General features: G+C 64.6%; 6 protein-coding genes. 4 read left to right on the top strand and 2 right to left on the bottom strand.

From position 1 onward, the window contains the following. Positions 1–231 precede the first annotated feature (231 nt). Together ACT53K_RS11920 and ACT53K_RS11915 are read right to left on the bottom strand one after the other, a co-directional pair. On the bottom strand, positions 232–2,151 hold the full coding sequence (locus ACT53K_RS11920) for a CocE/NonD family hydrolase (protein WP_476228869.1): 1,920 nt from the start codon (positions 2,149–2,151) through the stop codon (positions 232–234). A gap of 127 nt (positions 2,152–2,278) precedes the next feature. Further along, positions 2,279–4,576, bottom strand: a complete 2,298-nt coding sequence (locus ACT53K_RS11915; RefSeq protein WP_476228868.1) for a TonB-dependent receptor — start codon at positions 4,574–4,576, stop codon at positions 2,279–2,281. Between the two features lie 200 nt (positions 4,577–4,776). On the opposite strand from ACT53K_RS11915, the gene ACT53K_RS11910 reads away from it, so the two are divergent. The 4 genes from ACT53K_RS11910 (at position 4,777) to rpoC (ending at position 15,382) form a co-directional block, all read left to right on the top strand. Continuing rightward, positions 4,777–5,787, top strand: a complete 1,011-nt coding sequence (locus tag ACT53K_RS11910) for a hypothetical protein (protein WP_476228867.1) — start codon at positions 4,777–4,779, stop codon at positions 5,785–5,787. Next, positions 5,784–6,512, top strand: a complete 729-nt coding sequence (locus ACT53K_RS11905) for an ATP-binding cassette domain-containing protein (RefSeq protein WP_476228866.1) — start codon at positions 5,784–5,786, stop codon at positions 6,510–6,512. Before ACT53K_RS11910 ends, ACT53K_RS11905 begins: the two co-directional genes overlap by 4 nt. 265 nt (positions 6,513–6,777) lie before the next feature. Then, entirely contained in the window at positions 6,778–10,929 is a 4,152-nt protein-coding gene (rpoB, locus tag ACT53K_RS11900) for a DNA-directed RNA polymerase subunit beta (protein ID WP_476228865.1), read from the top strand. 169 nt (positions 10,930–11,098) lie between these two features. Further along, positions 11,099–15,382, top strand: coding sequence for a DNA-directed RNA polymerase subunit beta' (rpoC, locus tag ACT53K_RS11895; protein ID WP_476228864.1), 4,284 nt, complete (start codon positions 11,099–11,101; stop codon positions 15,380–15,382). The last annotated feature ends 83 nt before the right edge of the window (positions 15,383–15,465 follow it).

Here is a 15,465-nt window from a genome sequence, read left to right as displayed (position 1 = left end):
TCGGCAATCCCTTCATACTCCAATCAACATGCACATGATTAAGGGCGATTTGCGCAGCGCCTACGGGCAGTTGCGGAGGCGAGCGAGGCACTGCCTGGGCGTCATCTGCGTGGCGCCCACGAGTGCAGGGAAAAACGGCAAAAGATCGTACCGGCTTTCCGGATGTGTTTCCCCAATCTGCGGTACCGGCGACACCCATCCCCCCGATGGGCGCCGCCGGATCAGCCTTGATTACTTCACCCGTGCCGCCCCCTGGTCAACCGCCACCACCGGCAACAGCACCGAACTGGACTGGTTTCCGCCATAGACGATCGTGACCGTCGCCTTCTGGTAATCGCCCGGCTTGGCAAAGAAGATATTGTCGACATATTTCTGCGGGTTGCGGTCATATACCGGGAACAGGCTCGACTGGATCTGCACCATGATCCGGTGGCCCGGCAGGAACACATGGTTCACCGTCGGCAGGCGGAACTTGTATTCCTGGACCTTGCCCGCCGGGATCGGCGAGGGATGTTCGAACGAGTTGCGATAGCGGCCACGGAAGATGTCGAGCGCGATCGGCAGCTGGAAGCCGCCCATTTCCTTGTTCGAGGCGATTTCGTCCGGATAGACGTCGATCACCTTGACGACGAAGTCGCCATCGGTGCCGGTCGTCTTCGCGAAAATATCGGCCAGCGGCGCGCCCGAGACGCGCACCGGCTTGTCGAGCACCGGCGTCGCATAGGTCAGCACGTCGGGCCGGCCATCGACGAAACGCTGGTCGGTGACGAGATAGGTGCCCCAGCGCCCGTCCTCGAAATTGATCGGGCGCGGCAGGTACGGCACCGGTTTGGCGGGATCGGAGACATAGCTGTCCTCGCCGGCTGCCGGCTTGGCGAAGCCCGCGCGCTCGCCGGCCGTCAGGTATAGCGGGGTCAACTCCGCCGCGAGCGGCCATTTATTGAGGAAGTCCCAGTGGTTCTCGCCGGTATTGTAGATGCTGGCGACCGGCGGGGTGTAGGCCGGGGCGCCATCCTTCAGATGCGCATTGAAGAAGGGCAGCAGGATGTCGCGGCGCGCCTGCAGCGCGGTATCGCCCTCGAAGTTCAGCGCCCCCAGCTTCGAGCCGTTATAGTTGAACTGCGAATGGCGCCACGGCCCCATCAGCAGGTAATTGTTGCTGGCCTGCGGCGTCTTCTGCAGCTCTTCCCAGCTGTGGACCGCGCCGTACATGTCCTCGTGATCCCACAGGCCCTGCTCCCATAGCGTGGGCACGTTCGAGGGATTGGCGGCGAGCAGCTTGTCGAGCGCCTGGCCCTGCCAGAAAGCGTCATAGGCGACGTGCTGGCCCAGCTTCTGCCAGAAGGGCAACTGGTCATAGCCGAACTGCTTGGCCCAGTCGCCGGCCGAACCGATCCTGCGGAACGTGTCGTAATCGTCCCAGCCGCCATCGGGCGGGGTCGGGCCGCCCGCCTTGTAGCCGGTGATGCCCGAAATCCAGCCGATATTCGGCAGGCGAAACGCACCGTGGTGGAACCAGTCGTCGCCCATCCAGCCGTCGATCATCGGGCTTTCGGGCGCCGCCACCTTCAGCGCCGGATGCGGATGGAGCAGCGCCATCACCACGGTCCAGCCTTCATAGGAAGAACCGAGCATGCCGACCTTGCCGTTCGATTCGGGCAGGTTCTTCACCAGCCAGTCGATCGTGTCCCATGCATCGGTGGTGTCGTCGACCTTGGTGGGGTTGAGCGGGCCGACCGGCGGGCGGGTGACGACGAAGTCGCCTTCGGAATGGTATTTGCCGCGGATGTCCTGGAACACGCGGATATAGCCGGCCTTGACGAACACCTCGTCGCCTTCGGGCAGCACCGACAGCATCTTGTTGCTGTCCATCCGGCGCACGCGGTTGAAGGCGTCATAGGGCGTGCGGGTGAGCAGGATCGGCGCGCCGGTCGCGCCCTTGGGGATCACGATGGTAGTGAACAGCTTGGTGCCATCGCGCATCGGCACCATCACTTCGCGGCGGATATAGTCCTTGCTGCCTTCGGGCAGGACGAACTTAGCCGGAATGTCGTTGAAGGCGCCCGGTGCGGCCTGCTGGGCATAGACGGCAGGCGCGGTCAGCAGCGCGGCGCCGGCAAGGCCGGCCAGTGCAAAAGTGCGAAAAGACATGTGGTTCCCCATGGCGATGATCGGCATGGGATAAAGTCACATCCATCGCTTGGGAAGCACCCCCGCAAAAATTGCGAAGGGGCCGCGCAGCCTGTGCGCAGCCCCCTGCCTTGCGATCGCGAAGCGATCAGAACTTCACGGTAAATTGCGCGCCGTAGAAGCGCGGCTCACCCGGGATATAGGTGGGGTCGCCAAACGCGCCGCCGGTGTTGCCGGCGTCGAGCAGATAATGTTCGTTGGTCGCGTTGCGCAGATAGCCGGCCAGTTCATAGCGGCCATTGGCGAAGCTGACCCCCGCCTTCAGATTGACCAGCGTCACGCCGACCTGCGAGATCGCTTCCTTGTTGGGCAGCTCGAAAAAGATCTTGCTGCGATAGGTGACGCTGGGCGTGGCGAACAGGCGCACGCCGTCGCGCACCGGCACGTCGACGGTGAAGCCGGCGGCCGCCTGCACTTCGGGCTGCAGGCGGAAGCGGTTGCCGGCATAGATGCCGTTCGACTTCTTGTTGTCGATGCCGCCGCGGATATAGCCGATATTGCCGAACAGGCTCAGCCACGACGTCGGCCGCAACTGGCCTTCCGCCTCGACGCCGAGATTATGCGCGCTGCCGGCGCTTTCGGTGATGCTGGTGCCGACGGCCTGGCCCGACGGATCGTTGGGATCGCTGATGATGCGGCTGACCTGGAAGTTGTTATACGCCTGATAATAGACGCCCAGCGAGCCGGAGAAGACCCGGCCGGCGACCTTCACACCGCCCTCGTAATCCCACACCGTTTCCTCCGGGATCACCGTCGCGATCGGCGCGGCACCCTGGTTCACCGTCGGCGAATGGCGGCCCTTGGAAATGGTGGCGTACAGGTTGACGCGGTCGCTAAGCCGATAAAGCGCATTGAAACGCGGCAGGAACGACTGGAAGCTGTGCTGGCTCCACAACGTGCCGTTGGTGGTCGTCTGGCCGGGGATCAGCGGCGCCTTGGTCAGCACCGATTTGGGCGCGACCGAATAGAAGCCAGCCTTGCGCTGCTCGATCAGCGCGCGGATGCCGGCGGTGAGTTCCAGCTTCCGCACCGGGATCCAGGTGACATCGCCGAACATCGAATATTGGTCATTGATGCCCTTGTTCACGAACAGCGACTGATAGGGAATCTGCGTCGCCGCGCCCTTGGTCAGCAGCGCCGTCGCCTGCGCCGCCGTCACCACGCCGGTCGGCGAGATGCAGCCAAGCTGCGGGATCACATTGGCCGCGCACTGGATATAGGTGCCTTCTTCGGTGGAGAAGGGCACTTCCTGCCGGTTGTTCTCGTGGAACACGTTCCAGCCGAAGCTCGCGCGGACATGGTCGTCGCTATAGTTGAAGCGCGACTCATGGTTGATCTGCGAACCATAGGCGCCCTCGGAAAATTCGAGGTACCAGGCCGCCGAACCGTCGGCATCGAACACTTCGAGCGAATTGAACGCGCGATAGCCATTCACCGTGGTGAAGGTCCAGCCATCGGCGAATTCGTAGCGGGCAGTGAGGTTCACGTCATAAACGTCGCGGGTCAGGCCCAGATTCTTGTTGCCCAGCACCTGCGCGGCATAGGGCGAGCTGGACAGATTGGCGGCGCCGAACGGATTGCCCGGCCCCTGCGACGTGGCATAGCGTTTCGACACGAACGGCGTGCCGCTGTTGCGCTGGCGGTCATAGGTGCCGATCAGGTCGACGGTCAGCGCATCGGTGGGCGTGTAGCGCAGCGAGGCACGCAGCCCGAGCTGGTTCTGGGCATAGAGATCGCCCTGCGTCGTCGAGAGATTGTGGACATAGCCGTCGCGCTTTTTCCACTCGCCGGCGATGCGCGCGGCGATCACGTCGTTGCCGACGTTCAGGTGGCCGCCCAGCAGATAGGCATTGTAGTTGCCATAGCCGGCAGTGGCTTCCGCCGAAACGCCCGGCTCCGGCCGTGCCGAGACGATGCTGACGGCACCCACGGTGGAAGCGGTACCGAACAAGGTGGCCTGCGGGCCCTTCACCACTTCGATCCGGTCTACGTCATAGACGGCCTGGTACACGCCGCGCGAACGCGAGATGTCGACGCCGTTGTAATAGACGGTGACGCGCGCCGCCTGCTGCGCCGATCCGCTGTCCGAAGTGATGCCGCGAATGACGATGCCGGGGTTGTTCGCGCTCTGCTCCTGAATGTTCAGGCCCGGGACATAGGCGGCAACCTCGTCGAGATCGTCGACGCCGATCCGCTTCATCTGCGCCTGCGTGACCGCGGTGATGGTGATCGGCACGTCGACCGCGCGCTGCTCGATCTTCTGGGCGGTGACGATGACATCGCTGCTGTCATCCTGCGGCGCAGCATTGCTCTCCTGCGCGCGGACGGCTGTGGCGGATACGCTGGCAAGCAGCGTGGCGACGATGGCGAGGTTGCGACGGAGCATGTTGTTTTGTCCCCCTTTTGCGGATGGGAAGGCACTCGCCCGGCTTTGTTAAATTCCTGCTGCAATGCAGCGGCAATATTGTTGCACCTGCGAAAATTTCGCGAGCCCGCGCGATCGGAAGCCGAGGTGGTTGATGCTCGCCCCCGGCCCGCCCTATGTCGGGGACGGGCCTGAGTGGCAGAGAAGGGGCGAAAACGGGAATGCAACAGGCGCGACCGCCATCCCCCGATCGGTTGTGGCGGCATGACAGGCTGATCCTCGGCAATGAAGTACGCCGCGCGCTCTGGCGGTGGAGCGACCGGTTGATCGCCCTGGCGGCGATCGGCATTCTGGCGGTCGGGGCAAATGTCGCCCTCGCGGATCGCCCGGCGCCGGTTATCGCGGCAGTCCTTGCGGCGGCGGCGGCTTCGATCGGCCTCGGCGCTGCCCGACTATATGGTAGCCGCATCGCCTTCCATGGCAGCGACGGGATTTGCGCGCAGGACAGCCTCCAGCCGGCCGCGCGGCTGCGTTATACCCGAAAGCTCCACAGCGTCGCAGGCAGCGGTGCGGTCCTCCTTGCGGTGATCGTGCGCGCCGACATGGCGTTGCTCGCCCTGCCTGCATATGCCGTCGGCGCGCTGGTCGGCCATGGCTGGAACCGGATCGTCTTCCGGCCGGGCGCAGCCACGGTCTACGCCCCTCGAATGGGCGCAATGCGCAGCCTGATGCAAAAGCCGTGGACTGGCGCGGTAATGGGCGCGCTGGCGCTTCCGCTACTGCTCGCCATCAACGGCCTCAAGGCGCCCGCCCAGCCCATACTGAGCGCGATCATCGCCGGTGCGGCACTCTTGCCGCTGACGGCGGTCGACGACGCGCTGGTCCGCTTCCTTGCCCTTTCCGGCTACACCCCCTGGGCGACGCTGCGCCTGCTCGGCCGTGCGGGCACGCTCTATCTGGTGCTGCTTGCGCCCTTCTGTTTCGCGCTGATGCCTTTGCCGGCAGCGCTGGCGGGCGTGATGGTCACTCTTGCCGGCCTGGCATTGATGGCGCTGCGCATCCTGTCGTATCGGCTCTACCCCAGGCGAATGGCGGAAACGGCAGTTACGCTCCATCTGCTGGCGCTCGGCCTGCTTACGCTTGCCTTGCCGGTTGCGCTGCCGCTGATCCTGGCGGCGATGGGCTATCGCCTGTACCGCCGGGCCTCGGCGCAGACCTGGCTGCTCGCATGAGCCCCGCTATTTCGCTGTCCTCGGCTGTCGTCGACCGCGCCGGTGCGCACGTGGTGCGCGGCGTGAACCTGTCGGTCGCCCGAGGAACCTGGTTCGGCCTGATCGGCGCAAACGGGTCCGGCAAGACCAGCCTTTTGCGCGCGATTGCGGGCCGATTGCCCTTCGCAGGCGGCGCCTGCCTGCTCGATGGCGTCGATCGCACCGCCGACCGCCTTGCCCGCGCCGCCAGCATCGGCTTCGCCCCGCCCGCCGACAAGCTGCCCGAGGCGATGCGCGCGGGCGAATTGCTGGTGTTGGCGGCCGGCGATCGGGCAACGGCGGAGTCCCGGCTCGGCGCATTGGGCACCGCTCTCGGCGTAGCCGGACTCCGTGAACGCTGGATCGGCGATTGTTCGGCCGGCATGCGTCAGCGCATTGCCATCGCCCTCGCCTTTGCCGGCGGCCAGTCACTGGTGATACTGGACGAGCCATTCAACTGGCTCGATCCCGTTGCGGCGTTCGATCTGCGCGCCGCGCTGGCTGCGCGGGTGCGCGAGGGATTGACGCTGATCACCGCCCTGCATGACCTCGCAACGCTGGCGCTCGCCTGCGACGCCGGCGCCATGCTGGCGGAGGGCCGGGTCGCCCTAACGATCAACAGTGACATGCTGGCCGAAGCCGCGCGCGACCTGCCTGGTTTCGAACAGCGCGCGATACGGCTGCTGCGCGGAACCCTTCCGGATTAACGCCGTGCTTCGCCCCTCCCCCGCAAAATCCCCTACACCCCCTTTGACACGCCCTGCACCACCCCCTATATCCCCGCTCTGGCCTTTGAATCGAGAAATGGGACGCCGTCGCGCAGCGCCCCGGACGGATGGATCAAGGGCTTGTCAGACGCCTGAGAAGCTGCCGAAACCCAATCGGGAATCGAGCGGCCTTTTGGCGTCTGTTCGCACGTCCCGGCCCCGGACAGGGGCAGCGCATTACGGCTGACGAGGCAAAAACACACCTATGGCTACCAAGGCAATCGAGGGCGCGGGCGGCACCGCCAAGCGCCGCATCCGCAAGGTGTTCGGCGACATCCACGAAGTGGTGCAGATGCCGAACCTGATCGAGGTTCAGCGCGAATCCTACGAACAGTTCCTGCGGTCGGATCCCTCGATCGGCTATGTGTCGGGCCTGGAAAAGACGCTGCGCAGCGTCTTCCCGATCCGCGACTTCGCCGGCACCGCCGAGCTGGACTTCGTCAACTACGAACTCGAACCGCCGAAGTTCGACGTCGAGGAATGCCGCCAGCGCGGTATCACCTATGCGGCGCCGATGCGCGTCACGCTGCGCCTCATTGTGTTCGAGGTCGATCCCGATACGGAAGCCCGCTCCGTCCTCGATATCAAGGAGCAGGACGTGTACATGGGCGACATGCCGCTCATGACCGAGAACGGCACCTTCTTCATCAACGGCACCGAGCGCGTCATCGTCAGCCAGATGCACCGTTCGCCGGGCGTGCTGTTCGACCATGACCGCGGCAAGACCCATGCCAGCGGCAAGTATCTCTTCGCTGCGCGCGTGATCCCGTATCGCGGCTCGTGGCTGGATTTCGAGTTCGACGCCAAGGACATCGTCAATGTCCGTATCGACCGCAAGCGCAAGCTGCCGGTCACCAGCCTGCTCTATGCGCTGGGGCTGAACTCGGAAGAGATCCTCAACTATTTCTACAACCGCGTCACCTTCCTGCGCGGTCCGAACGGCTGGCAGATTCCGTTCCAGCCGGAGAACTGGCGCGGCTCGAAGCCGGCATTCGACATCGTCGACGCCAAGTCGGGCGAAGTCGTGTTCCCGGCCGGCCAGAAGATCAGCCCTCGTGCAGCCAACAAGGCGGCCAAGGACGGTCTCGAGACGCTGCTGATCCCGACCGAGGAAATCTTCGGCCGCTACAGCGCCTATGACCTGATCAACGAGTCGACCGGCGAAATCTACATCGAAGCCGGCGACGAAGTGTCGGCCGAGAACCTCGAAAAGCTCGACAAGGCCGGCATCGACCGGATCGAGCTGCTCGACATCGACCACATCGCCACCGGTCCGTGGATCCGCAACACGCTCAAGGTCGACAAGGCCGAAGAGCGCGAGCAGGCGCTGTCCGACATCTATCGCGTGATGCGCCCTGGCGAACCGCCGACGCTGGAAACCGCCGAAGCGCTGTTCGCCGGCCTGTTCTTCGATCCCGAGCGCTATGACCTCTCGGCCGTCGGCCGCGTCAAGCTCAACATGCGCCTGGGCCTCGACACGCCGGACACGGTGACGACGCTGCGCACCGAGGACATTCTGTCGGTGGTCAAGACCCTCGTCGACCTGAAGGACGGCAAGGGCGAAGTCGACGACATCGACAATCTCGGCAACCGCCGCGTCCGTTCGGTGGGCGAGCTGCTGGAGAACCAGTATCGCGTCGGCCTGCTCCGCATGGAGCGCGCCGTGAAGGAGCGCATGTCGTCGGTCGACGTGTCGACGGTGATGCCGAACGACCTGATCAACGCCAAGCCGGCGGTCGCCGCGGTGCGCGAGTTCTTCGGTTCGTCGCAGTTGTCGCAGTTCATGGACCAGACCAACCCGCTGTCGGAAGTGACGCACAAGCGCCGCGTCTCGGCACTCGGGCCGGGCGGCCTGACCCGCGAGCGCGCGGGCTTTGAAGTCCGCGACGTTCACCCGACGCACTATGGCCGTATCTGCCCGATCGAAACGCCGGAAGGCCCGAACATCGGCCTGATCAACTCGCTCGCGACCTTTAGCCGCGTCAACAAGTATGGCTTCATCGAAACGCCGTACCGCCGGGTGATCGACGGCAAGGTGACCAGCGAGGTCGTCTATCTGTCGGCGATGGAAGAGCAGAAGCACACCATCGCGCAGGCATCGGCCGAACTGGATGAAACCGGCGGCTTCGTCGAGGAACTGGTCTCGGCGCGTCAGGCCGGCGAATTCCTGATGGCGCTGCGCGATCAGGTCACGCTGATGGACGTGTCGCCGAAGCAGCTCGTGTCGGTCGCCGCCTCGCTGATCCCCTTCCTCGAGAAGGACGACGCGAACCGCGCGCTGATGGGCTCGAACATGCAGCGTCAGGCCGTGCCGCTGGTGAAGGCGGAAGCGCCCTTCGTCGGCACCGGCATGGAAGAGACCGTGGCCCGGGATTCGGGTGCCGCGATCGCCGCCAAGCGTTCGGGCGTCGTCGATCAGGTCGACGCCACCCGTATCGTGATCCGCGCGACCGGCGATGTGGATGCCAGCGAAAGCGGCGTCGACATCTACACGCTGATGAAGTTCCAGCGCTCGAACCAGTCGACCTGCATCAACCAGCGGCCGCTGGTGAAGGTGGGCGACGTGGTGCGCGCCGGCGACGTGATCGCAGACGGCCCGTCGACCGAATTCGGCGAGCTGGCGCTGGGCCGCAACGTGCTCGTCGCGTTCATGCCCTGGAACGGCTACAACTACGAAGACTCGATCCTGATCAACGAGCGCATCGTGAAGGACGACGTGTTCACGTCGATCCATATCGATGAGTTCGAAGTGATGGCACGCGACACCAAGCTCGGGCCGGAAGACATCACCCGCGACATTCCGAATGTCGGCGAGGAAGCGCTGCGCAACCTCGACGAAGCGGGCATCGTCTATATCGGCGCCGAAGTGGAGCCGGGCGACATCCTGGTCGGCAAGATCACGCCGAAGGGCGAAAGCCCGATGACGCCGGAAGAAAAGCTGCTCCGCGCGATCTTCGGCGAAAAGGCCAGCGACGTGCGCGATACCTCGCTGCGTCTGCCGCCGGGCGTGTCGGGCACGATCGTCGACGTCCGCGTGTTCAACCGCCACGGCATCGACAAGGACGAGCGTGCCCTGGCGATCGAGCGCGAGGAAATCGAGCGCCTGCGCAAGGACGCCGATGACGAACGCACCATTCTCAACCGCGCGACCTGGTCGCGTCTGCGCGAGATGCTGCTGGGTCAGGTCGCTACCGGCGCGCCGAAGGGCGTGAAGAAGGGCGTGACCATCGACGAGGAAGTGCTGGACAGCGTCGACCGCCACGAATGGTGGAAGTTCGCGGTGCAGGACGACGCCATGCAGGCGAACCTGGAAGCGGTGAAGGGCCAGTATGACGAGGCCGTGAAGCGCATCAAGGACAAGTTCGAGGACCGCCGCGAGAAGCTGGAGCGCGGTGACGAGCTGCCGCCGGGCGTGCTGAAGATGGTCAAGGTCTTCGTCGCGGTGAAGCGCAAGCTGCAGCCGGGCGACAAGATGGCCGGCCGTCACGGCAACAAGGGCATCATCAGCCGCATCCTGCCGCAGGAAGACATGCCCTTCCTGGAAGACGGGACGCCGGTCGACTTCGTGCTCAACCCGCTGGGCGTGCCGTCACGCATGAACGTCGGGCAGATCTTCGAAACCCATCTGGGCTGGGCCGCGCGCGGCCTGGGCCGGAAGATCGGCGAGGCGCTGGACGCATGGCGTGCGGCGAACCCCGATCCGCAGGCCGGCGAGCCGCCGGAAGCGGTGAAGGAGATCCTGCAGACGGTCTATGGCGACAGCTATGCCGAGGAACTGAACAGCCGCTCGACCGAGCAGCTGGTGGAACTGGCGCAGAATGTCCGCTCGGGCGTTCCGATGGGCACTCCGGTGTTCGACGGCGCGGTAGAAAAGGACGTCGCCGACATGCTGAAGCTGGCGGGGCTCGACGAGTCCGGTCAGGTGACGCTGTTCGACGGCCGCACCGGCGATGCGTTCGACCGCAAGGTCACCGTTGGCTACAAGTATGTGCTCAAGCTGCACCACCTGGTCGACGACAAGATCCACGCGCGTTCGATCGGGCCGTACAGCCTCGTCACCCAGCAGCCGCTGGGCGGTAAGGCGCAGTTCGGTGGCCAGCGCTTCGGTGAAATGGAAGTGTGGGCGCTCCAGGCCTATGGCGCGGCATATACGCTCCAGGAAATGCTGACGGTGAAGTCGGACGACGTGGTCGGCCGCACCAAGGTCTACGAAGCGATCGTCAAGGGCGACGACACCTTCGAGGCCGGCATTCCGGAGAGCTTCAACGTGCTCGTCAAGGAAATGCGCTCGCTGGGCCTCAACGTCGAGCTGAAGAGCCAGGAAGACGACGACGATCTGGCCGAGGCGGCGGAGTAAGCCATCAAGCTCCCTCTCCCTGTGGGAGAGGGAGGGAGCCGCCAAAGGCGGCGGAAGGGTGAGGGTGAACGCAACGCACCACCCTCACCTTCCCACTCGGCTCCGCCGAGCGGGCCCCTTCCTCTCCCAATGGGAGAGGAGAACAGAATTCAGAAGAGGGTAGTAACCCATGAACGAACTGACGAACTTCGCGAACCCGCTCGCCAAGCCGGAAACCTTCGACCAGATCCAGATCGGGATCGCGTCGCCGGACCGTATCCGCAGCTGGTCGTTCGGCGAGATCAAGAAGCCCGAGACGATCAACTACCGCACGTTCAAGCCCGAGCGTGACGGCCTGTTCTGCGCGCGCATCTTCGGTCCGATCAAGGACTATGAGTGCCTGTGCGGCAAGTACAAGCGCATGAAGTACAAGGGCATCGTCTGCGAAAAGTGCGGCGTGGAAGTGACCGTGTCGAAGGTCCGCCGCGAGCGCATGGGCCATATCGAACTGGCCGCCCCGGTCGCCCACATCTGGTTCCTGAAGTCGCTGCCGAGCCGCATCGGCCTGCTGCTCGACATGCAGCTCAAGCAGCTGGAGCGCGTGCTCTACTTCGAGAGCTACATCGTCACCGAGCCGGGCCTCACCCCGCTCGAGAAGTTCCAGCTCCTCACCGAGGACGAGCTGCTGGACGCGCAGGATGAATATGGCGAGGACGCCTTCTCGGCGGGCATCGGCGCCGAGGCGGTCAAGATCATGCTCATGGATCTCGACCTCGAAGGCGAGCGCCAGGAACTGCTCAAGGAACTGGCCGAGACCAAGTCCGAGCTGAAGCCGAAGAAGATCATCAAGCGCCTCAAGGTCGTCGAGAGCTTCATCGAATCCGGCAACCGCCCGGAATGGATGATCCTGGACGTCGTGCCGGTCATCCCGCCCGAACTGCGCCCGCTGGTGCCGCTGGACGGCGGCCGCTTCGCGACGTCGGACCTGAACGACCTGTACCGCCGCGTCATCAACCGTAACAACCGCCTGAAGCGGCTGATGGAGCTGCGCGCGCCGGACATCATCGTCCGCAACGAAAAGCGCATGCTGCAGGAAGCCGTCGACGCGCTGTTCGACAATGGCCGTCGCGGCCGCACCATCACCGGTGCGAACAAGCGTCCGCTAAAGTCGCTGTCCGACATGCTGAAGGGCAAGCAGGGCCGCTTCCGTCAGAACCTGCTCGGCAAGCGCGTCGACTATTCGGGCCGTTCGGTCATCGTGACCGGTCCGGAACTCAAGCTGCACCAGTGCGGCCTGCCGAAGAAGATGGCGCTCGAGCTGTTCAAGCCGTTCATCTATGCCCGTCTCGACGCCAAGGGTCTGTCGATGACCCTGAAGCAGGCGAAGAAGTGGGTCGAGAAGGAACGCAAGGAAGTCTGGGACATCCTGGACGAAGTGATCCGCGAGCACCCAGTTCTGCTGAACCGCGCGCCGACGCTCCACCGTCTGGGCATCCAGGCGTTCGAGCCGGTGCTGATCGAAGGCAAGGCGATCCAGCTGCACCCGCTGGTCTGCTCGGCGTTCAACGCCGACTTCGACGGTGACCAGATGGCCGTCCACGTTCCGCTGAGCCTCGAGGCGCAGCTGGAAGCGCGCGTCCTGATGATGTCGACCAACAACATCCTGTCGCCTGCGAACGGCAAGCCGATCATCGTGCCGTCGCAGGACATGGTGCTGGGTCTCTATTACATCACCATGGAGAAGGAAGGCGAACCGGGCGAAGGCATGATCCTCGCCGACATGGCGGAGGTCCACCAGGCCCTCAACGCCGGCGCGGTGACCCTGCACTCGAAGATCACCAGCCGCGTGCCGCAGACCGACGAGGACGGCAAGCAGTACCTGAAGCGCTACCAGACCACCCCGGGCCGCATGCTGCTCGGCGAGTGCCTGCCCAAGTCGCACAAGGTGCCGTTCGACGTCGTCAATCGCCTGCTCACCAAGAAGGACGTGGGCGACGTGATCGACGAGGTCTATCGTCACACCGGCCAGAAGGAGACGGTGCTGTTCGCCGACGCGATCATGTCGCTGGGCTTCCGCCACGCCTTCAAGGCCGGCATCTCGTTCGGCAAGGACGACATGATCATTCCGGACGCCAAGGAAGCGCTGGTCGAAGAGACCCGCACCCTGGTGAAGGATTATGAGCAGCAGTATCAGGACGGCCTGATCACCCAGCAGGAAAAGTACAACAAGGTGATCGACGCCTGGAGCCGTTGCGGCGACCAGGTGGCCGCGGCGATGATGGACGAGATCAAGGCGGTCAAGAAAGACCCCGCGACCGGCCGTCAGATGCCCGACAACGCCATCTACATGATGGCCCACTCGGGTGCCCGTGGTTCGGCTGCCCAGATCAAGCAGCTCGCCGGCATGCGCGGCCTGATGGCCAAGCCGTCGGGTGAGATCATCGAAACGCCGATCATCTCGAACTTCAAGGAAGGTCTGACCGTTCTTGAGTACTTCAACTCGACCCACGGCGCCCGCAAGGGCCTCGCGGATACCGCGTTGAAGACCGCCAACTCGGGCTACCTCACCCGCCGCCTTGTCGACGTGTCGCAGGACTGCGTCGTCATGGAGGAGGATTGCGGCACCGAGCGCGCGCTGGAGATGAAGGCGATCGTGCAGGGCGGCTCAGTCATCGCGTCGCTCGGCGAGCGCATCCTGGGCCGCACCACGGCCGAGGACATCGTCGACGCCAAGACGGGCGAAGTGGCGATCCCGGTCGGCACGCTGCTCGACGAAGCAATGATCGCGCAGATCGAGGCGCTCAGCATTCCGTCGGTGAAGATTCGTTCGCCGCTGGTCTGCGAAGCCAAGCTCGGCGTGTGCGGCAAGTGCTATGGCCGTGACCTCGCCCGCGGTACGCCGGTGAACATCGGCGAAGCGGTCGGTGTCATCGCGGCGCAGTCGATCGGTGAGCCGGGCACGCAGCTGACCATGCGTACCTTCCACATCGGCGGTGCGGCGCAGCTCAACGAACAGTCGAACCTGGAAGCGCCGGTCGACGGCAAGGCCGAATTCCGCGACCTGCGCCTGATCGAGGACCAGCGCGGCCGTCGCGTGGTGCTGAGCCGTTCGGGCGAAATCGCGATCCTCGACATGGAAGGTCGCGAACTGGCCGTCCACAAGATCCCGTACGGTGCGTACGTCATGTTCGACGACGGCCATGTGGTGTCGAAGGGCGACCGGATGGCCGAATGGGATCCGTTCACCATGCCGGTGATCACCGAAACCGGCGGTACGGTGAAGTATCAGGACCTGATCGACGGCAAGACCATGACCGAGCAGGTCGACGAAGCGACGGGCATCGCCCAGCGCGTCGTCACCGAATATCGCGGTGCGGGGAAGAAGGAGGATCTGCGTCCTCGCCTGACCCTGACCGGCGAGAATGCTGCCGAAGCCGCCCGCTACATGCTGGCGCCGGGCGCAGTGATCTCGGTCGAGGATGGTGCCACGGTGCAGGGTGGTGACGTGCTGGCCCGTGTGGCCCGCGAATCCGCCAAGACCCGCGACATCACCGGCGGTCTGCCGCGCGTTGCCGAGCTGTTCGAAGCGCGCAAGCCCAAGGAAAATGCCATCATCGCCAAGGTCTCGGGCCGCGTGGTGTTCGGCAAGGACTATAAGGCCAAGCGCAAGATCGGCATCCAGCCGGAGGACGGCGGCGAGGTCGTGGAATATCTGGTGCCGAAGTCGAAGGTTATCGACGTTCAGGAAGGCGACTACGTCAAGCGTGGCGACAACCTGATCGGCGGCAGCCCCGATCCGCACGACATTCTGGAAGTGCTCGGCATCGAGCCGCTGGCCGAATATCTGGTCAGCGAAATCCAGGAAGTCTATCGACTGCAGGGCGTGAAGATCAACGACAAGCACATCGAGGTGATCGTTCGCCAGATGCTGCAGAAGGTCGAGATCACCGATGGCGGCGACACCACGCTGCTGGCGGGCGAGCAGGTCGATCGCGACGAAATGGACGAGCACAATGCGAAGCTCGCTCCGGGCCAGGCTCCGGCCCAGGGCAAGCCGATCCTGCTCGGCATCACCAAGGCGTCGCTGCAGACCCGCAGCTTCATCTCGGCGGCGTCGTTCCAGGAAACCACCCGCGTGCTCACCGAAGCCGCGGTGCAGGGCAAGAAGGACACGCTGCTCGGCCTGAAGGAGAATGTGATCGTGGGCCGTCTCATCCCCGCCGGTACCGGCGCGGGCATGAACCGTCTGCGCGTCGCGGCCACCTCGCGTGATGCGGCGCTGCGCGTCGCCCAGCGCAAGATGCAGGATGCCTCGCTCATCGCGCCGGCGAGCGCAGCGGAAGAACATGCCGCGGAACTCGCCCGCAGCCCGCGCGATGCGGCCGGCACCGGGGATGATCCCCTGGCGTCGGTGGCCCCCTCGGGCCATGGCACCGATGCGGATGCCGGCGAGTATCTGAACGAGGCGGAGTGATCCGCCCCGTTCAGCGGCCAAGCACCTGCTGAACGCCTGAAATGGAAAAGGCCGCCGTCCGGAATGCCGGGCGGCGGCTTTTT

Source organism: Sphingomonas sp. DMC8 (assembly GCF_056314185.1).
This window is presented reverse-complemented; position numbering and strand designations above follow the sequence as displayed.

Excerpts from the sequence above, each read along its gene's own strand:
- ACT53K_RS11910 (WP_476228867.1), top strand. The coding sequence starts at position 4,777 with ATGCAACAGGCGCGACCGCCATCCCCCGATCGGTTGTGGCGGCATGAC.
- ACT53K_RS11915 (WP_476228868.1), bottom strand. The coding sequence starts at position 4,576 with ATGCTCCGTCGCAACCTCGCCATCGTCGCCACGCTGCTTGCCAGCGTA.
- ACT53K_RS11920 (WP_476228869.1), bottom strand. The coding sequence starts at position 2,151 with ATGTCTTTTCGCACTTTTGCACTGGCCGGCCTTGCCGGCGCCGCGCTG.
- ACT53K_RS11905 (WP_476228866.1), top strand. The coding sequence starts at position 5,784 with ATGAGCCCCGCTATTTCGCTGTCCTCGGCTGTCGTCGACCGCGCCGGT.
- rpoC (WP_476228864.1), top strand. The coding sequence starts at position 11,099 with ATGAACGAACTGACGAACTTCGCGAACCCGCTCGCCAAGCCGGAAACC.
- rpoB (WP_476228865.1), top strand. The coding sequence starts at position 6,778 with ATGGCTACCAAGGCAATCGAGGGCGCGGGCGGCACCGCCAAGCGCCGC.